Annotated in this window: 17 protein-coding genes and 2 pseudogenes; 8 read left to right on the forward strand and 11 right to left on the reverse strand. The window is 40.6% G+C overall.

The genetic code is table 11. The annotated features are described in order from the left end of the window. Positions 1-10 precede the first annotated feature (10 nt). From LXO72_RS05050 to LXO72_RS05070, 6 genes and pseudogenes are all read right to left on the reverse strand, one after another. Positions 11-532, reverse strand: a complete 522-nt coding sequence (locus LXO72_RS05050) for a dihydrofolate reductase family protein (protein WP_000301981.1) — start codon at positions 530-532, stop codon at positions 11-13. Positions 533-540: 8 nt separating this feature from the next. Further along, positions 541-705, reverse strand: a pseudogene (locus LXO72_RS05055) (nucleoside phosphorylase); the annotation flags it as partial. Continuing rightward, positions 683-778: pseudogene (locus LXO72_RS10190) on the reverse strand (YdeI/OmpD-associated family protein); the annotation flags it as partial. The pseudogenes LXO72_RS05055 and LXO72_RS10190, both read right to left, overlap by 23 nt. Positions 779-808: 30 nt before the next feature. Further along, on the reverse strand, positions 809-1,426 hold the full coding sequence (cysE, locus tag LXO72_RS05060) for a serine O-acetyltransferase (RefSeq protein WP_125329200.1): 618 nt from the start codon (positions 1,424-1,426) through the stop codon (positions 809-811). Positions 1,427-1,450: 24 nt separating this feature from the next. Beyond that, complete coding sequence (pnp, locus tag LXO72_RS05065) at positions 1,451-3,667, reverse strand: polyribonucleotide nucleotidyltransferase (RefSeq protein ID WP_325167119.1); 2,217 nt, start codon at positions 3,665-3,667, stop codon at positions 1,451-1,453. Between the two features lie 446 nt (positions 3,668-4,113). After that, positions 4,114-5,610: a hypothetical protein gene (locus LXO72_RS05070; RefSeq protein WP_233331716.1), complete on the reverse strand. Its 1,497-nt coding sequence runs from the start codon at positions 5,608-5,610 to the stop codon at positions 4,114-4,116. Positions 5,611-5,784: 174 nt separating this feature from the next. Here LXO72_RS05070 and pepF point away from each other — a divergent pair, with 174 nt between their 5' ends. The 6 genes from pepF to LXO72_RS05100 all read left to right on the forward strand — a co-directional run bounded on the left by pepF (position 5,785) and on the right by LXO72_RS05100 (position 12,781). Next, a complete protein-coding gene (gene pepF, locus LXO72_RS05075) occupies positions 5,785-7,581 on the forward strand; it encodes an oligoendopeptidase F (RefSeq protein ID WP_233331717.1) in 1,797 nt (598 codons plus the stop codon). Between the two features lie 440 nt (positions 7,582-8,021). Next, positions 8,022-8,792: a response regulator transcription factor gene (locus LXO72_RS05080; protein ID WP_233331718.1), complete on the forward strand. Its 771-nt coding sequence runs from the start codon at positions 8,022-8,024 to the stop codon at positions 8,790-8,792. Next, positions 8,789-10,126 (forward strand): sensor histidine kinase, encoded by a 1,338-nt coding sequence (locus LXO72_RS05085; protein ID WP_233331719.1) that lies wholly within the window; start codon positions 8,789-8,791, stop codon positions 10,124-10,126. The genes LXO72_RS05080 and LXO72_RS05085 overlap by 4 nt, the downstream gene beginning before the upstream one ends. 200 nt (positions 10,127-10,326) lie before the next feature. After that, entirely contained in the window at positions 10,327-11,076 is a 750-nt protein-coding gene (locus LXO72_RS05090; RefSeq protein ID WP_233331720.1) for an amino acid transporter, read from the forward strand. Positions 11,077-11,128: 52 nt separating this feature from the next. Next, the gene (locus LXO72_RS05095) at positions 11,129-12,004 is read left to right on the forward strand and encodes an ABC transporter ATP-binding protein (RefSeq protein WP_233331721.1); all 876 of its coding nucleotides are present in this window, start codon (positions 11,129-11,131) and stop codon (positions 12,002-12,004) included. A gap of 3 nt (positions 12,005-12,007) precedes the next feature. Beyond that, complete coding sequence (locus LXO72_RS05100; protein ID WP_233331722.1) at positions 12,008-12,781, forward strand: hypothetical protein; 774 nt, start codon at positions 12,008-12,010, stop codon at positions 12,779-12,781. Between the two features lie 126 nt (positions 12,782-12,907). On the opposite strand, the gene trxA is transcribed toward LXO72_RS05100, so the two are convergent. From trxA to LXO72_RS05120, 4 genes are all read right to left on the reverse strand, one after another. Continuing rightward, a complete protein-coding gene (gene trxA / locus LXO72_RS05105) occupies positions 12,908-13,222 on the reverse strand; it encodes a thioredoxin (RefSeq protein WP_233331723.1) in 315 nt (104 codons plus the stop codon). 12 nt (positions 13,223-13,234) lie between these two features. Then, positions 13,235-13,459, reverse strand: a complete 225-nt coding sequence (locus tag LXO72_RS05110) for a DUF4649 family protein (RefSeq protein ID WP_125334940.1) — start codon at positions 13,457-13,459, stop codon at positions 13,235-13,237. A gap of 513 nt (positions 13,460-13,972) precedes the next feature. Continuing rightward, entirely contained in the window at positions 13,973-14,242 is a 270-nt protein-coding gene (gene rpsO / locus LXO72_RS05115; protein WP_004193424.1) for a 30S ribosomal protein S15, read from the reverse strand. 175 nt (positions 14,243-14,417) lie between these two features. Then, entirely contained in the window at positions 14,418-15,146 is a 729-nt protein-coding gene (locus LXO72_RS05120) for a pseudouridine synthase (RefSeq protein WP_125334942.1), read from the reverse strand. Between the two features lie 172 nt (positions 15,147-15,318). On the opposite strand from LXO72_RS05120, the gene def reads away from it, so the two are divergent. Beyond that, the gene (def, locus tag LXO72_RS05125) at positions 15,319-15,933 is read left to right on the forward strand and encodes a peptide deformylase (RefSeq protein ID WP_048688441.1); all 615 of its coding nucleotides are present in this window, start codon (positions 15,319-15,321) and stop codon (positions 15,931-15,933) included. Between the two features lie 292 nt (positions 15,934-16,225). Here the strand turns inward: def and LXO72_RS05130 are convergent, their stop codons facing one another. After that, positions 16,226-17,077, reverse strand: a complete 852-nt coding sequence (locus tag LXO72_RS05130; RefSeq protein WP_233331724.1) for a mechanosensitive ion channel family protein — start codon at positions 17,075-17,077, stop codon at positions 16,226-16,228. Between the two features lie 149 nt (positions 17,078-17,226). Here LXO72_RS05130 and sstT point away from each other — a divergent pair, with 149 nt between their 5' ends. Beyond that, the gene (gene sstT / locus LXO72_RS05135) at positions 17,227-18,444 is read left to right on the forward strand and encodes a serine/threonine transporter SstT (protein WP_233331725.1); all 1,218 of its coding nucleotides are present in this window, start codon (positions 17,227-17,229) and stop codon (positions 18,442-18,444) included. Positions 18,445-18,460 lie beyond the last annotated feature (16 nt).

Consider the following 18,460-nt stretch of genomic DNA (forward strand, 5'->3'; position numbering starts at 1 on the left):
ACTCCCTTCTCTATTTCTGACTTTTTCGGCTGAAAACCAGCTCTGCAAAAGGGCCAAATTGTCTGAGACTATCCAGTTGATAAAAGCGCTGCCCTTCCTCTTGGGTAAAGAGGGGAACCCCCTTTCCTAGGATAAGAGGCGCTATCTGAATAATGAGGTGGTCGAAAAGATCCGCATCCAAGAGCGGTCCTACCAAGGAATTACCACCAATCACAAAGACATTTTTGCCTTTGTCAATCTGGCGAACAAAGTCCACCACATCCCCAGCTACTGGCTGGTAATTGCTGACAGGCAGGTGCCTATCATGCGTAAAGACATAGTTTTCCGTAGCTTGATAAAAACTTTCTACATCTTGCAAATCTTGGATTTCCTCAAAGGTCCGCTTGCCCATGATGGTGATATCCATTTGCCTGTAAAAGTCATCATAGCCTGTATCCTCTACAGAACCAAGCTGATGCAGCCAGTCTATCCTGTGCTGGCTGTCTGCCAAGTAGCCATCCATGGTGATACAGCCGTAAAAATAAACTGCCATTCTTGTAGTTACCTTTCTAGTTCCTTTGCTATTGTCAAAGCGATAGTGAAAAAAGTCATGGCATCAGCTGTCCGCTCTTCATGGCGGGCACCCCAGGTTCGGTTATGATGATCTACATAGTCAGCTGTATAGAAGAACTGATAGACTTTACTCTTGCGAAATTGACTCCAAGCCTTCTTTCAGTTCAAGGACTACCTGGTTCAAAATAGCATCTGATAAATATGACAGGTCGGTTCCTCCTGTCATATTTCACTTCGATAACTTTGCCAACCTTTTCTAAAGACTTGATGAATGGTGACTGGCTTCCTTGGCGTGCTCCATCTTATTCACATAGTATTCACGCTTTTCTTCTTCCTGGTGAATGACCGGTTCATCTTTTCGACCGTGCACCCGAACAATCTTGGCAGGAACACCGACAACGGTCACATCACTCGGTACATCGGAGACAACGACCGCCCCCGCTCCTACTTTGGCCTTGGCTCCAATCTCAATCGGACCGATGACCTGAGCATGAGCGGAGACCAAAGCTCCCTCACGAACCGTTGGATGGCGCTTCCCTGTATCCTTTCCAGTTCCACCGAGCGTCACCCCATGGTAGAGCATGACGCCTTTTTCAACAATAGCTGTTTCCCCAATAACGAGGCCCGCTCCATGGTCGATAAAGACACCCGAAGCAATTGTCGCACCTGGATGGATTTCGATCTGGGTCCAAAAGCGCCAGAACTGACTGTGCATCCGAGCTAGAAGCTTAAAGCCATGATTCCACAAAAAGTGAGAAACACGGTGAGCAGCTAACGCTTTAACGCCTGGATAGGTCAAGAGGACCTCCAGCGAGGTACGTGCTGCTGGGTCATTTTCTTTTACAATATCAATGGTTTCACGCCACCATCCCATACCGTGCTCCTTTCTTTTAAATGCTTATTCTTTCGTTGCTTGACCTGCATCTTTGGCAAAGTCTTTTCTAGGTTTGTGGTGACGAGGACGATCGCCATGATGATGCCCCTTATCACCTTTTTCTTCTGCATGTTCCGGTTTTGGCGGACGAGGAAGAAGTGCCTTCATAGAAGCATCGACACGACCTTTTTCATCGATCTTGATAATCTTCACATCGACTTCATCACCGATAGCTACCAAGTCTTCGACACGGTTGGTACGAGTCCAAGCCATTTCAGAGATGTGTACGAGGGCATCTGTCTTGTCAAAGAGGTTGACAAAGGCACCAAATTTCTCGATCCGAACCACTTTGGCATGGTAAACTTCGTCCACTTTTGCTTCACGAACCAAAGCAGCAATGATTTCCTTAGCACGGTTAATAGCCGCTTGGTCGCTCGAGTAGATCGATACGTTCCCTTCTTCGTCGATATCAATCTTAACACCTGTTTCAGCAATGATCTTATCGATGGTTTCTCCACCCTTACCGATAACAATCTTAATCTTGTCGACATCAATCTTGATGGTATCAATTTTCGGAGCAGTTGGCGCCAATTCTGGACGGACTTCTGGAATGGTTGCTTCGATGACATCAAGGATTTCAAAACGAGCTTTCTTGGCTTGGGCAAGCGCTTCTGTCAAGATTTCCGCAGTAATCCCTTGGATCTTGATATCCATTTGAAGGGCTGTAATCCCATCACGCGTACCTGCAACCTTAAAGTCCATGTCTCCAAAGTGGTCTTCCAAACCTTGGATATCTGTCAATACGGTGTAGTTGTTTCCATCTGAGATAAGACCCATGGCAATACCAGCTACTGGTGCCTTGATTGGTACACCACCAGCCATAAGGGCAAGCGTTCCCGCACAGATAGATGCTTGAGATGAAGAACCGTTTGATTCCAATACTTCTGCTACCAAACGGATGGCATATGGGAATTCTTCCAAGCTTGGCAAGACTTGAGCAAGGGCACGCTCACCGAGAGCACCGTGACCAATTTCACGACGACCAGGTGCACCGTAACGACCTGTTTCCCCTACAGAATATTGTGGGAAGTTATAGTGGTGCATGAAGCGTTTCTTGTACTCTGGATCCAAACCATCGATGATTTGCGTTTCACCCATTGGTGCTAAGGTCAAGACAGAAAGGGCTTGCGTTTGTCCACGCGTAAAGAGACCTGAACCGTGAACGCGAGGAAGGTAGTCCACTTGTGCATCCAACGGACGAATTTCATCGACCTTACGACCATCTGGACGAACCTTGTCTTCTGTAATCAAACGGCGCACTTCTGCGTGTTCCATTTGTTCCAAGATTTCAGCCACGTCCCGCATGATACGGTCAAATTCTTCGTGGTCTGCATATTTTTCTTCGTAAACTGCTGTGACTTGGTCTTTGACTGCTTGAGTTGCAGCCTCACGAGCCAATTTTTCTTCTACTTGAACCGCTTTTTGAAGGTCGCTGTTGTAGGCTGCGATGATTTCAGCTTGCAAGTCAGCATCCACATGAAGCAATTCTACTTCTGCTTTTTCCTTACCGACTGCCGCAACGATTTCTTCTTGGAAGGCAATCAATTCTTTGACAGCTTCGTGTCCTTTGAGAAGGGCTTCCAACATGATTTCTTCTGACAATTCTTTGGCACCAGACTCTACCATGTTAATAGCGTGCTTGGTACCAGCTACTGTCAATTCAAGAAGCGATTGCTCAGCTTGTTCTTGCGTTGGGTTGATGATGATTTGACCATCAACATAGCCTACTTGTACCCCAGCGATTGGGCCGTCAAATGGAATATCTGAGATAGACAAGGCTAATGATGAACCAAACATAGCTGCCATTGGTGCAGATGCATTTTCGTCATAAGAAAGCACAGTGTTGATGACTTGCACTTCATTACGGAAACCTTCCGCAAACATTGGACGGATTGGACGGTCAATCAAACGCGCTGTCAAAGTCGCATCTGTTGAAGGACGTCCTTCACGTTTCATAAAGCCACCAGGAAATTTCCCAGCCGCATACATTTTTTCTTCGTAGTTGACTTGAAGTGGGAAGAAATCCCCAGTTGCCATCTTCTTAGACATAACGGCAGCAGTCAAGACAGTTGACTCACCATAACGCACGACAACAGAGCCATTTGCTTGCTTAGCAACCTGACCAGTCTCTACGATCAACTCACGACCCGCAAAAGTCGTTTGAAACACTTGTTTTGTCATTTTAATCCCCTTTGGATTGATAAAATTATACGACTTGCCTACAAAGATCAAGATACTAAGGCCGCAAAAAGCAAAGTAAAAATAGGAAACTGGCGAAGTCTTCGATGAAGACAAGACAGTTTATCTTTTTTACACAGCTTTTCGGCCGAGTTCAATTACGCATGATAGCATGGATTGACGCAGTGTGCCTCGCACACCAGGAAATCTATCTTTTTCACTAGGGATTTAGCCCGTGTTCAACTATCAAGATACTAAGGCCACCCAACTCAACGAGATCGGGATTTCAACAGCCTATCTGTATGTTATATCCTCATCTTTGTATCCAAGCACGTATAACCTTTATTTTACCATATTCAAGCCCAAAAGAAAAAGGCTTTAAAAGCCTTTTTCGAGGAATATTTGATTTCCACTTATTTTAAAATTCTAGAGCTAGATATAGCTACCGTCTATTTTCCATTCCACACATTTTCTTTACTAATGACATAGAATCGCGTTTTGTGTTCTCCACCTGAATAGTCTTTCTTGCTCCGCTTCAACACATAGCGCTCAAAAGGTTGAGAAGAGGTCTTAACTCTAGTTGTTACTGTAACTGTATCATTCTCAACGACCCACTCATCTGCTGAAGGAATAACAACCTCTGGGCCAGCACCTCCACGTCCACCTGGAACGAATTCAAAAAACTTCTTATCTTTCGAAGAGTATATCCAGCCTTGTTTTCTTTCTTTTGCAAGTTGAATTAATTGATCTGTTGTCATAGATTGAATGGATTCTGATGTTTCTTGAGCTTCCAATTTTTTAATGACATCTGCAAGTTGATAAGTGCCTGGAGTATAAGTATTGAAATAATCTAAGAACATGCCTTCTGTATAAGAATAGATACCGCTATGATCATTTGATAAATCTAATATAAAGGTTGGTTTGACCAATCTAGAATACATTAAAGAATAGCCATTCTCTACTACCGAGTGAATATCCTCTTGATCTTCCGCACTCAATCCTTTAACAGTGGATGCATTTTCCCCTTCCACTCTCGTCGTAAATTCAAGCGCGATCCAGCCTTGGCCAGATTGGAGCTTGCCCCAGGTATAACCGTCAGCTGACACCGTCTCAGTTATCGTGTAAACACCTTGCGGGATCATTCCAACTTCTTCCCCCTTGATCGATGCTTCTTTACGAATTCGAAGATCTGAAACTGCTACACGGACTTGAAAACTACTTGTTTGCTGTTCTGAGTTACTTGCTTGGCTCGTCGCCTTCTTTCCGGTCTCTAGTTCTTTCCATCCAAGTTTTGCTTGATCCAATTCTTTTGCTGTAATCCCTAAGGCTTTTTCTGGCTTCTGACCGTCCCCATTTTTTATTTGGATCTTATTGACAGTTTCCAGTTTTCCTTTTTGGAACTTGTAATGAATTAAATCTACTTCTGGTTGAAGAGACGAAAAGCTAGCATAGATGACCGAGCCATCCTCAAAAATTTGAAAACCTGAACGAGAGCCACCAGAGGAAGCTACAAAAGCTGTATGCAGCAATTCTGGTTGCTGGCCTTTCAGATAGTAGATTGCTGAGACTGTTTGGCCATTCCCAATCAAGAGTTCATCCCGGCCATCCTTATCCAAATCTGTATAAAAATAGGAAAGATTTGGTTTACTACCCAAAGTTTGAAGATACAAGGCATAGACATACTCATCCGATTGAGGATCTATTTCTTTTAGTTTTGTCTCTAGACCTGCACTATCACCTGCTTCGATAGCCCTAGAGTAGGCCTGGTAACGTTCAAGCACTGTTTGATAGTACTCATGCCCAGACGATGCTTTCTTGGAACTTTTTCCATCTGTTACTTCGCTCTGAGTTGTAGAGGGTTGCGTCCGAGGACGTCGCTTAGGTCCACATGCCACCAAGGTTAGCAAGGTCATCGCTGCCAAGCTAACTTTATAGATTTTCTTCATCGTATACTCCCTAAAACTTTCTCCACTTTATTATACCAAAAGAAGGTAAAAAAGCTAGAAAATCCTTGGCTTCTTATTGGATCCAGCTAGCTTTGATAAGTTCTCCTTTCACCTATCATTCTCCCCTATTTTCTGCTATACTGAGTATAGTTATTTGATCAAAAGGAGAACACTATGGAATTAAAAAAACGTTCTGAATTTCCTGAGAACGAACTCTGGGACCTCACAGCCCTCTACCAAGATCAGGAAGACTTCTTGCGCGCCATTGAAAAAACACGCGAAGAAATCAATGAATTTGTCCGCAACTACAAGGGCAAGCTCCACACTTTTGAAGACTTTGAAGCTGCCTTTGCGGTCTTTGAACAAATTCAGATCCAACTCAGTCACATTGGCAACTACAGCTTTATGCCACAAACGACTGACTTTGGCGATGAAGCTTTTGCGGAAATTGCCCAAGCGGGGATGGATTTCGAAACTTGGGCGAGCGTCGAACTTTCCTTCTTTGATGATGCTTTGGTAGAAGCGGATGAAGAAGTCCTCGAACGCCTCGGGCAACTCCCTCACCTCACTTATGCCATTCGTCAGGCTAAAATCAAAAAAGCCCACTACTTGGGAGCTGATGTGGAAAAAACTTTGACCAACCTGGGTGAAGTCTTCTACGGACCACAAGACATCTATACCAAGATGCGGGCTGGCGACTTTGAAATGGCTGATTTTGAAGTGGATGGAAAAGTCTACAAGAATAGCTTTGTCACCTATGAAAACTTCTACCAAAACCATGAGAATGCGGAAGTCCGTGAAAAAGCCTTTCGTTCCTTCTCAGAAGGTCTCCGCAAGCACCAAAACACGGCTGCTGCTACCTATCTAGCTCAAGTTAAGTCTGAAAAACTGATCGCAGATATGCGAGGCTACGACTCTGTCTTTGACTATCTCCTAGCTGAGCAGGAAGTGGATCGTTCTATGTTTGACCGTCAGATTGACCTGATCATGAAGGATTTCGCTCCAGTCGCTCAAAAATTCCTCAAACACGTAGCCAAGGTCAATGGTCTTGAGAAAATGACCTTTGCCGATTGGAAGTTGGATTTGGACAGTGCGCTCAACCCAGATGTTACTATTGATGATGCCTATGACTTGGTCATGAAATCTGTGGCACCCCTTGGAGAAGAATATTCCCGTGAAATTGCTCGCTACCAAACCGAACGCTGGGTCGACTTTGCGGCCAATGAAGGCAAGGATTCCGGTGGTTATGCCGCTGACCCATACCGTGTCCACCCTTATGTCCTCATGAGCTGGACAGGACGCATGAGCGATGTCTACACCCTGATCCACGAGATCGGACACTCTGGTCAATTCATCTTCTCAGACAACAACCAAAGCTACTTCAACGCCCACATGTCGACCTACTATGTGGAAGCTCCTTCTACCTTTAACGAGCTCCTCCTCAGCGACTATTTGGAACACCAGTTTGACGACCCTCGTCAAAAACGCTTTGCCTTGGCTCACCGTTTGACAGATACCTACTTCCACAACTTCATCACCCACTTGTTGGAAGCGGCTTTCCAACGCAAGGTCTACACCTTGATCGAAGAAGGTGGCACCTTCGGCGCTAGCAAGCTCAACAGCATCATGAAGGAAGTCTTAACCGAATTCTGGGGAGATGCCGTTGAAATCGATGATGACGCAGCGTTGACCTGGATGCGCCAAAGCCACTACTACATGGGGCTTTACAGCTACACCTACTCAGCTGGCTTAGTTATCTCAACAGCGGGATACTTGCATTTGAAGAACTCCGAAAACGGAGCCAAAGATTGGCTGGACCTTCTCAAATCAGGTGGTAGCAAGACACCACTGGAGTCAGCTATGATTATCGGAGCAGATATCTCGACTGACAAACCACTTCGCGATACCATTCAGTTCTTGTCTGATACGGTTGATCAGATTATTGCTTACAGTGACGAGTTAGGTCAGTAAGAATTCCTCCAGTGTGGTTTTCTTAATTTTGTTAATCATTTACATAAAAAGTCACCAATTTTTGCTGACTTCAGATTGAAGAAAGAGTTCAAAATGGACTCTTTCTTCAATCTTTTTCTTTTTCTAGAGAAAATTTAAAAAACTCAAGAATAGCATTAAATCAGTATTTCCAAAAGTTTTCACTATATGGTGGGATATCTCTATTAGGGCAATTTAAAAATTAGAGATTCATTCTTAGTTTACTGTGCCCGATTTTTTTATAAACACTCTACTTTAACCAAAGATGTTCCTTGAGGAGTGTTTATGATAAAATAAGGATTATGGACAAACCATCCAGCTGCAAAAACTATCATTACAGAAAAATGAGAAACCATATTCGGTAAACAAACAGTGTCTTCAAAGACAAGTTAAAGAGAAAATATGACTGATTTTTTTCTAGGATGAAAGGATCAATAGGTTCAGAGGGGAGAAATACGCTAAATATCTTTGTATTAGAAGATGATTTTCTACAACAAACACGTATTGAAACAGCAATCAAGAAATGTATGACAGATCATCATCTAAAGTATAAATACTTAGAGGTATTTGGGAAGCCAACACAATTGTTAGAGGCCATCAAAGAGACAGGAAATCACCAATTCTTTTTTTTAGATATTGAAATTAAAGGGGAAGAAAAAAAAGGAATGGAAATTGCGCGTGAGATTCGTGAAAAAGATCCTAGCGCTTCAATCGTATTCGTAACGACTCACTCAGAATTCATGCCCGTTACCTATCGTTATCGCGTCTCCGCTTTGGATTTTATTGATAAAGGATTAAATGATCAGGATTATCAGGAAGCGATCTCATCTGTTTTGATACATGCTGCTGAGAACATCAATAAGACAATAGGGGAGGATTCCTTCAGCTTTAAATCAGAGCATTCCCAGATTCAAGTCCCTTTCTCAGATATTCTATATTTTGAGACATCTTCGACCGTTCATAAGGTCGTTTTAACAACTAAAAAAGGACACATGGAATTTTATGGTAAAGTCTCAGATATTGCTAAAACCGACAAGCGACTTTACCAAAGTCATCGAGCTTACGTTGTAAATCCAGAGAATGTCGTTCGTATTGATAAAGCAAATCATATTGTTTATTTTGAAAACGATGAATCATGCTTTGTATCACGTTTAAAACTGAAAGGGCTAGTTGAAAAGGTAGATAAAAAATGACTCTAGAGTTTGAAGGTGTGTTTTTTGTTAGTTGGTTAATAAGGTTAGTTATTTTTCAACAAATTAGTTATTCAAAATTTAAATTACCATATTTATTTTTAATACCTGCCCTACTGACATTGATTGAATACTATTATTATGATGTTGTCTTTTGGGGAGAAATATTATTTTTACCTTCCATCACTTTCTTTCTAAAATCTCGAGAAAGATGGAATTGGTTACAATACATATTCTACTGTTTTTTTACTTTAACAATTTTTGATATGTTGAGCAGTCTATCATCTATCTATTTCCAGTTTTTATTTAGAGTATCAGCGGAGGTTTTAGATAAAAATATATGGATGGATTGGATACCAATACTATTAACCTTTCCTGTATACATTATATTTTTTAAAATATTTCGAATTAATATCGAGTTACTTTCACAAGAGGTTAGAAATAATAAATTTTCAATGGTAGTAAAGATTTTTAGTATAACGATGATAATCTATTACCTCTTAAGTTATATACTCTCAAGTATACCTACACTTGAATATGCTGGTTTATTTCCTACCCATATAGACGATATATACTACAAAAGAATAGTTATCTTCAGTTACGTCCCTATCTTTTTAGGTTTTCTATTTTATATCCAACACATTATTAAAGAAAAAATCAATATAGAAATTCAAAAGATGAAAGATTCACAGATAGATTCAATAAGTAAATATAGCAATCACATTGAATCTCTTTACAAAGAAGTGAGAAGTTTTCGTCATGATTATACAAATATATTAGTCAGCTTAAATGAATCGATAAAGAAAAGAGATATAGATGGGGTAGAGAGGATCTATAATGCTGTACTAAAAGACTCTGATAAATCCTTTTACAATAGTCAATACGACATTGCTAAACTTGTTCATCTAAAAAACCTAGCAATGAAATCGGTTGTATCTGCAAAATTGATTGAAGCACAAAATCGAGGAATTGATGTCTCTGTAGAAATAGCTGAACCTATCGGAACTCCTCAAATTGATTTAGTCGATTTTATTACGATACTATCTGTCTTTTTAGATAATGCCATAGAAGCTGCAGTTAACGCAGAAGCTCCAAGAATTAGTTTTACTTATTTTCAAGAGAATGAAAATAAAATTTTAGTTATCTATAATACCACTGCTGACTATAAGATCCATACTAAAAATATTTTCCAATATGGAGTCTCAACCAAAGGAGAGGGACGAGGTATCGGTCTTTCCAATGTCAAACAAATCCTTTCCAAATATCCTAAAGTCACTTTAGAAACAAAAAGTATAGATCATGAATTTACTCATGAATTAAAGATGTACGAAGGATAACTTTAAAACTAGAATAAATGGTCTGTTTTTTATAATTCCATTCATTATAAAAAACAGACCATTTATTAGATTGATCATTTCTTTTATTAAATTTGAAATATACTGTTGTGTGTAAGAACTTAGAAAACGAAAACCGAGTTACAATTGTTTAGTGAACTCACCCACATTCTGTTTATGATTATAGTTAGGAGAACTAGCCCATGTTTAATAGATTAACAAGCTCTGTCTTTCAGTCTATCTTGAAAAGGAGAGATACGAAGATCTTCTTATCCTTTTGTCTATTACCTATCCTTGTTCCATTTTTGGCAGGAAATATGGAAGATATGAAAACCGACTATACAAATAGTTTTTTATCTTTCTTTGATATCACTCTTTTAACACAGTATCGTTTAACAATCCCAGTACTCATTTTTTCCATATTGATTTCTTCCGTTTTTAGAGATGAAATTGATAGCAAGATCATGTTTTTATACAAAGATATTAAGCGTTCTAAAATTTTCAACGCAAAAATACTCGGACTATTTTTAGTTTATATCCTCTATTTATTTGGAACTTTTTTTGCAACTTTCATTACTTATTATGGCATTATGTTACCTAGATTTGGAGTTGATTCTAACTTCTTACCTTCAAGCTCGATTTTAGTAGAGAAATCTATCTTGTCAATTCTTTCTGTTGCTTTACTTAATCTTATAACAACCGTCATGGTTGCGATGGTTTCCATTAAATCTAAGACCTTAGTGGCTGTTTTAGTAGGAATCTTCTTAACTTTATTTGCCTTCACAGCTCCCTTACTGATTGGAGTAAAGTATGTGATTCCAACCACTTATGCAAATGCTTTACAAGCAGGTGAGTTCGGTTTAACGCTGTTAATCATCATTGGATTGTCTTGCATTTACTTCTTACCTAGCTATTTCTCAGCTAGAAAGAATTTTGAAAGAATAGAGTTTTAAAAAGAGCAAGCTGACTCATTTATTATTTATAAAAATTGAAAGGAAACTAGATATGCTAAAAATTGAGAGTATTTCAAAAAAATTTATTGGGAATGACTTTTATTCACTCAAAGACGTCAATATGGAAATCAATAAAGGGGAAATTGTCGGTTTGATTGGTAGAAATGGTGCGGGTAAATCGACACTCATGAAGCTGATGGCAAAATCACTAAAACCAACTTCTGGACTTATTACCTATAATGGGATCGATATTCATAGTAAAGACAATGTATTAACAGACTTTGGTATTATGATCGATCCAGTATTCTATCCTGAAATGTCCGTTATTGATAACTTAAAATTTTATCTACGTTTACATGGGAAAGAGGAGCTTTTTTCAAATATTGAACCAACTCTGAAATTGGTAGAACTATGGGAAGCTAGAAATAGAAAACCAAAAGGATTTTCTTTTGGTATGAAGCAAAGGACAGCCTTGGCAATTGCTTTGGTTGCCGAACCAGACTTCCTTATTCTAGATGAACCATTCGTTGGACTAGATCCGATTGGTGTTCAGAAATTAATTGATATTTTGAAAAAATGGTCTGATGAGAGACAAATTTCAATGCTTATTTCTAGCCACCAATTAGGAGAGCTAGAAGCCTTGTGTGAACGTTATGTCTATATTGAGGCAGGGCAGTTAGCAGACGCTTTTGACGGGGCAGCTTCTCCTAGTTTGCTTGTGTACTTGAAGGAGACTAAGAATCTTGAAGGGATTCAGTCTTTATTAAGTGATGATGTCATTCTAGAAGGCAGCGTTTTAGACATTTCGACAAACATATCCTCTGAACAGGTTAATGAGATTTTTAAAATATTAGGAAATCATACCTTGATTGAGAAGATAGAGGTGAAAGAGAACCACCTAAAAGAGATCTTTACGAAAGGACAGTAACATATGAAACAAATATTACCTGCCATTTTCACATCTGTCTGGAAGCGTAAAGAAACCAAGATTTACCTGCTGTTCGTTTTATTTCCAGTTATCTTTCTTCTAGCTTCCTTTTTTGGAAAATCTAATTTCATGCAAATTTCCGTAATAGGAGATAATAGAGTAAGTGGGATAGCCTTTCTAGATATGATGATCAGTTCAGCAGATTCATTTATCTTACCTACTCTTGCAATCTATTTCTTGACAATTTCTGTCTTTAGACGAGAGATAGATGATCATACTATGTTCCTATATAGAGATTTAAGCCGTAAGAACATATTTTTTTCAAAATATCTTAGTTTACTCTCAATCTTGGTACTATTTTATATTCTATTTACTTGTGTTTCTACAGCAGTCTATTTTACCAGGGTCGTTCAGTTTCCTTTTGCGTCGAATACCTTTTTTGATAACGATTTATCTATTACTTTATCAACCCTAGAGGATATTTTTGGAATCTTTTTAAAAGACATTTTTTCAGTAACTGTCGCCTCTGTGTTATGCCTTTATTTAAAAACAGGCTCAACCATAGTGGTAGCTATTATTTTAACAATTGCAAGCATGATGACTTCCATGATTGGCGGAGGCATTGCAATGCTTTTCCCGAATGGATATAACAGATTGCTTAATGACGACATTTTGTCCACTCCACAAGCATTCTTGGGATCACTGGGCATTACCCTCGTCTATGCCTTTATTCTCCTAATCATTGGTTCTAAAAAGTTTCAAAATTTGGAGTTTTGATGTGATAGGACTTGGCCTGCTACCTCTAATCTAATGACGTATACCTTGTCTACAATGTACGATTGAAAGATACACTTTTCTCTTTATCATCAAAAAAAGATTGGAACATAGCTCCAATCTTTTTTCTTAACTCAACTCAGCAATAATTGCCTTAATTTGGTCTGCAGTGTGTACACCTGCTACTTGTTTGACAACCTGCCCATCTTTTTTGAAGAGCAAGGTTGGGATAGACATAATTCCGAAAGCACGTGCTGTATTTGGATTTTCGTCAACGTCCATTTTAACGATTTTCAAGACATCTTCTGAAAGTTCTTCAGACAATTTATCCAAGATTGGTCCTTGCATACGACATGGACCACACCAGGTCGCCCAGAAGTCTACCAAGACCAATCCTTCTTTCGTTTCCGCTTCAAATGTTGCGTCTGTAATTGCTTTTGCCATTGTTTTTCTCCTTTAGTTTTTGTATTGATTGAGGTCTTGCTTCATCAAATAGAAGAAGACATCTCCGTAAGTTCCATGGTAATCGAGTTCGTGCCCATTATAGGTCAATTTTTGTACGGGATAGTAATCCGCTACACCGATCAAGCAGGTCTGTTGGGAGCGTTCAAATTCTTCATAAGAATCAAAATGCATGACTCTTTCTTGTTTTGCACCATCTAGATATGTAATATCAATCATATCGATAACCTCTATTTCTTAAGATGTATCTATTGTAACTCTGTCAATTACATCTGTCAAACAAAACGTCTTACTCAGAATAATGAATCTTGTCCGAAAAAATTAACAAAAAAGCCCTCTGAATTCAGAGGGCTCCATTCTTGCTGGATAAAACGTTTCTAGACAAGGCGACGAACCGAAGATTGTACTAGATTTCTTCTGAAAACAAAAAATCTCCTCGAAGGGAGATAGATCTGGTCTATTTTACCTTACGATGCTAGGAACCGCAGCCGAAGATTATACTATAATTCTAGTGAAAAAGAAAAGCTACTCTACAATAGAGTAACTTAACTTTTTTGTATTCAATTGAACACGGCCTAAGCACTTGGCAAAAAATAACAGCCCTCTGAATTTAGAGAGCTGTTTTGAGCTCGGGCTAAAATCCTAGTGAAAAAGATGAAACTCCTTGTGTTCATCGAACACTGTGTCGTTTCCCTATTTTCATACGGATTTTTGGCGCCCTTAGCATCATGATTAACGACGAAGTCCAAGAGAGTTGATCAACTCACGGTAACGGTTAACGTCGTTCTTACGAAGGTAAGCCAACAAGTTACGACGGCGACCGATTTTCTTCATCAAACCACGGTAAGTAGCGTGGTCTTTTTTGTGTTGTTTGATGTGGTCGTTCAAGTGGTTGATTTCCCAAGTAAGGACAGCAACTTGTACTTCTACTGAACCAGTGTCACCTTCGTGACGTGCGTATTGTGCAATGATTTCATTTTTTTTCTCTTTTGAGATTGCCATGATAAGCTCCTTTTCTTTATGCTCTATCTGAGTGGCAGGTTTGGCATAGCCTGCTACCAAGAAAGAGTTAGTTGTCTATTCGACCTATTCATTCTACCAAGATTTCATCTTTCTGTCAAACACTTCTGCTTTTTCCAACAGAGTTCTTCAAACCCAAGACTACAATGACTTCTCATTATAGGTTGACCCGAAAGTCAGTTAAGAGCTTTATTTCTTCTGCTGTCAATCTACGCCACTCCCCCAATTCGAGACTAGGATCCAAGCTCAAGGGTCCCATGGAAATCCGCTCGAGATCGGTGACTTCCTTGCCACAAGCTGCGACCATGCGCTTGACCTGGTGGAATTTTCCTTCAGCGATGCGGATCTGAACCAAGCAACTATTAGCTTCTCGATCAACTTCCAACATTTCCAACTCCGCTGGCAGGGTGGTGAAATCCTTCAATTCTATTCCTTCTTTGAAGCGGACGACATCTTCCTGGGTCATGATGCCAGCTACTTGGGCACGGTAGACCTTGTCCACATGTTTCTTAGGCGATAACATGGCATGAGCCAACTTACCATTATTGGTCAAGAGGAGTAAACCATGGGTATCGATATCTAGCCGTCCGACAGGAAAGACTTCCTTGTGTCTGGCCGTGTCATCTAGCAAATCTAAGACTGTTTGATGGTGGTCATCTTCCGTTGCTGAAATGACCCCTTTGGGTTTATTGAGCAGATAGTATACAAACTCTTCATGGAATAAACTTTCTCCCAGATAGGTCACTTGATCCTTATCTGGATCAATATGGACCTTGGCAGAGGTTTCCACCTTTCCATTGACCTGAATCTTTTTTTGCTTGAGGACTTGCTTGACTTCTGTCCGACTTCCCACTCCACAGTCCACTAAATATTTATCTAGACGCATGCTTGCCTCCTTCATTCTTCTTATTATTATACCATGAACCGGACTAGGATTCTTTCCTTTTCTAGTATACAGTCCATCCGGTCCATTAGCACCCCCTTAATCAATTGGGAAACTTTCATTCTAAAAGGAATTATGATATGATGGTTTCTAGAAAAAAGGAGTGAATGAGAACATGTCTGCAATCGAAACCATTACAAAAGCTGCCCATCTAATTGATATGAATGATATTATCCGCGAAGGCCACCCAACTTTACGTGCTATCGCTGAAGAGGTCACTTTCCCACTGTCAGATCAAGACATCATCCTAGGGGAAAAAATGATGCAATTTTTACACCATTCACAAGATCCTGTCATGGCAGAAAAATTGGGTCTTCGAGGTGGAGTTGGACTAGCGGCCCCTCAGTTGGATATTTCTAAACGCATCATTGCCGTTCTAGTCCCAAATCCAGAGGACGAAGAAGGAAATCCTCCAAAAGAAGCCTACTCCATCCAAGAAGTCATGTACAATCCTAAAATTGTCTCCCACTCAGTCCAAGATGCGGCGCTAGGAGATGGTGAAGGGTGTCTCTCTGTTGACCGCAATGTTCCTGGTTATGTAGTCCGCCACGCGCGCGTAACGGTAGACTACTATGACAAGACAGGAGAAAAACACCGTATCAAACTCAAAGGCTACAACTCCATTGTGGTCCAGCACGAAATCGATCACATCAATGGCGTTATGTTCTACGATCGGATCAATCCGAAAGATCCTTTCGCTGTTAAAGATGGCATGCTTATTTTAGAATAAGAAAAAAACATAGATCTTTTACAATGGAGACAAACTATTGTTTTACATAAAAACAGTTAGATGATTACCAAAAAATGACTTTTATTTTTTAGTTATTTAAGAAGATCAAAAACTTTCCGCTGTGAGAAAATGCCTGAAACATAATTGTTTCAGGCATTCGGAATTATTGAGACCTTAGGCTCAATAATTAGTCATGGAACTTTGAAGAAGTTCGCTGACGTCCGTACTCACCTAAGGAAAGTTTTTCAGAAGACTTTATCTTCAATCTGAAAGACCAATAGGTCTTTTTTTGTTAGGGTGTGACAGAGAAAGTGGTTGGAATCTCGATGCCATTTTGTAAGAGGGCATCATGATAGAGTTTGTAATAAAGATGGTAAATGGCCACTTGGCTTCCCGACTGGACCATCATGGCGACGCGGAAGGAATAGCGACCCGTTCCCTTTTCGATTTGAGGCCCTAAAATCGTCGGACCATCTAAGATTTCTGGGTGCTTTTGAGCTTGTTCATCATTGACCTGCTGGAAGATTTGATAGATTTTATCTAAATCAGTTTGAGCAGAAATCGGCATATCGATGAGGACGCGCTGGTTCCCCCGAGAGAGATTGCTGACAACCATAATATTGCGATTGGGTACATAATGCAAGGTCCCATCTGCGTCTCGCACCTGAGTCGTCCGAATGCCCACACTAGAGACAGTTCCAGCGATGGTAATCGGACCATTGGTCAAACGAACGGTATCTCCGACGTCTATCTGACGTTCCAGAAGAATAAAGAACCCATTGACCAAGTCTGATAGGAAGCCCTGTGCTCCTAACCCAATGGCAACTCCGGCAATTCCTGCACCTGCTAAGAGACTGGAGACTGGTAAGCCCAAGATAGAAAGAATCCAGTAGATCAGGATAAAATAGAGGCAGTAATTCAACAAACTCTCTACCAAGCGCAAGATGGTATTCTTACGCGCTTCATCTTGGCCTACATAATTCAGAGATGGCTTCAAGATGCGTTTCACCAAACTATGGAGCAGTTTTTTTGCAAGAAAAAATAAAACGAATAAAATAGCTAACGAAATCAATTTTGAAACCAAGTCATCCATAATCTTGGTCCAATCAAACTGACTGATATAGCGGGAAAAAATATTCTTCATACCTTCTATCAATCTCCTTCTCTTTTTCTAATGGTTTGATTATATCAGATTTTAGGCTATAGAACCACTAACCTCCTCTTATACTCACCTTGATTTTCAAACTTATCTATCGTATAATGGACGGTAAACTTTCAATAAAGGAGGTCCTTATGGTCAAACGACTCATTCAAACTTGGAACAAAACCAACCTGATGAAGCGGATTGCAATCGGAATCTTCGTTGGAGCCCTTTTAGCTCTGTTGCTTCCTAAAGCATCTGCAATTGGTCTGTTAGGGGAAATCTTTGTAGGAGGCTTGCGGGCTATTGCTCCTCTTCTAGTCTTCGCCCTTGTCGCTAACGCCCTCTCCCAGCACCAAAAGGGAACCCAAACCAATATGAAATCAGTCATTGTCCTCTACCTCCTGGGAACTTTTGCGGCAGCCTTGGTAGCGGTCCTGGTGAACTATCTCTTTCCTATTACCATTTCTTTAACAGGAGCTAGTGCTGAAGGAACTTCTCCCGATGGACTAGGGGAAGTCATCAGCAACCTTCTCTTAAAAATCGTGGACAATCCGCTCAATGCCCTTATTCAGGCCAATTATATCGGGATTCTATCCTGGGCCGTCGTCTTTGGTGTTGCTATGAGAGAAGCGAGTGAGCACAGCAAGGACCTCCTTCAAACCCTGGCAGATATCACTTCCAAGATTGTCGAATGGATCATTAACCTTGCGCCATTTGGGATTCTTGGCTTGGTCTATACAACGATTGCAGGACAAGGCTTTGATGGACTTAAAAGCTATGGCCTCCTCTTACTTCTCTTGGTTGGCACCATGTTCTTCGTCGCTCTAGTCATCAACCCGATTTTTGTCTACATCATGATTCGCAAAAATCCTTATCCGCTCGTCTTCAAATGTCTACGAGTCAGTGGACTGACTGCCTTCTTTACTAGAAGCTCTGCTGCTAACATCCCTGTCAATATGAAGCTATGTAAGGAACTAGGTCTCAACCCTGATACTTACTCGGTCTCTATCCCTCTAGGATCTACTATTAATATGGCCGGAGCTGCCGTTACCATTAATACCTTGACCCTAGCTGCTGTCAACACCTTAGGCATCCAGGTCGATTTTGGGACTGCCCTGGTCCTCAGTATCGTTGCAGCCATCTCAGCTTGTGGGGCTTCTGGAGTAGCCGGTGGCTCCCTCCTCTTGATCCCTGTCGCCTGCAGCCTCTTTGGTATCGACAATGATATCGCTATGCAAGTGGTTAGTGTAGGCTTCATTATCGGTGTTATCCAAGATTCTTGTGAAACAGCCCTTAACTCATCGACAGACGTCCTCTTTACAGCCATTTCTGAAATGAAAGATTGGCCCAAAGAAAAACGCTATTAAGACAGAAAGACCAGAT

This window comes from Streptococcus sp. XMC (genome assembly GCF_021341835.1).
Classification (GTDB): domain Bacteria; phylum Bacillota; class Bacilli; order Lactobacillales; family Streptococcaceae; genus Streptococcus.

Bases quoted from the DNA above. Each gene is read 5' to 3' on its own strand.
- LXO72_RS05120 (WP_125334942.1), bottom strand. From the start codon at position 15,146: ATGCGTCTAGATAAATATTTAGTGGACTGTGGAGTGGGAAGTCGGACA.
- LXO72_RS05050 (WP_000301981.1), bottom strand. From the start codon at position 532: ATGGCAGTTTATTTTTACGGCTGTATCACCATGGATGGCTACTTGGCA.
- sstT (WP_233331725.1), top strand. From the start codon at position 17,227: ATGGTCAAACGACTCATTCAAACTTGGAACAAAACCAACCTGATGAAG.
- LXO72_RS05130 (WP_233331724.1), bottom strand. From the start codon at position 17,077: ATGAAGAATATTTTTTCCCGCTATATCAGTCAGTTTGATTGGACCAAG.
- rpsO (WP_004193424.1), bottom strand. From the start codon at position 14,242: ATGGCAATCTCAAAAGAGAAAAAAAATGAAATCATTGCACAATACGCA.
- cysE (WP_125329200.1), bottom strand. From the start codon at position 1,426: ATGGGATGGTGGCGTGAAACCATTGATATTGTAAAAGAAAATGACCCA.
- trxA (WP_233331723.1), bottom strand. From the start codon at position 13,222: ATGGCAAAAGCAATTACAGACGCAACATTTGAAGCGGAAACGAAAGAA.
- LXO72_RS05100 (WP_233331722.1), top strand. From the start codon at position 12,008: ATGAAACAAATATTACCTGCCATTTTCACATCTGTCTGGAAGCGTAAA.
- LXO72_RS05085 (WP_233331719.1), top strand. From the start codon at position 8,789: ATGACTCTAGAGTTTGAAGGTGTGTTTTTTGTTAGTTGGTTAATAAGG.
- LXO72_RS05080 (WP_233331718.1), top strand. From the start codon at position 8,022: ATGAAAGGATCAATAGGTTCAGAGGGGAGAAATACGCTAAATATCTTT.
- pepF (WP_233331717.1), top strand. From the start codon at position 5,785: ATGGAATTAAAAAAACGTTCTGAATTTCCTGAGAACGAACTCTGGGAC.
- LXO72_RS05110 (WP_125334940.1), bottom strand. From the start codon at position 13,459: ATGATTGATATTACATATCTAGATGGTGCAAAACAAGAAAGAGTCATG.
- LXO72_RS05095 (WP_233331721.1), top strand. From the start codon at position 11,129: ATGCTAAAAATTGAGAGTATTTCAAAAAAATTTATTGGGAATGACTTT.
- LXO72_RS05070 (WP_233331716.1), bottom strand. From the start codon at position 5,610: ATGAAGAAAATCTATAAAGTTAGCTTGGCAGCGATGACCTTGCTAACC.
- def (WP_048688441.1), top strand. From the start codon at position 15,319: ATGTCTGCAATCGAAACCATTACAAAAGCTGCCCATCTAATTGATATG.
- pnp (WP_325167119.1), bottom strand. From the start codon at position 3,667: ATGACAAAACAAGTGTTTCAAACGACTTTTGCGGGTCGTGAGTTGATC.
- LXO72_RS05090 (WP_233331720.1), top strand. From the start codon at position 10,327: ATGTTTAATAGATTAACAAGCTCTGTCTTTCAGTCTATCTTGAAAAGG.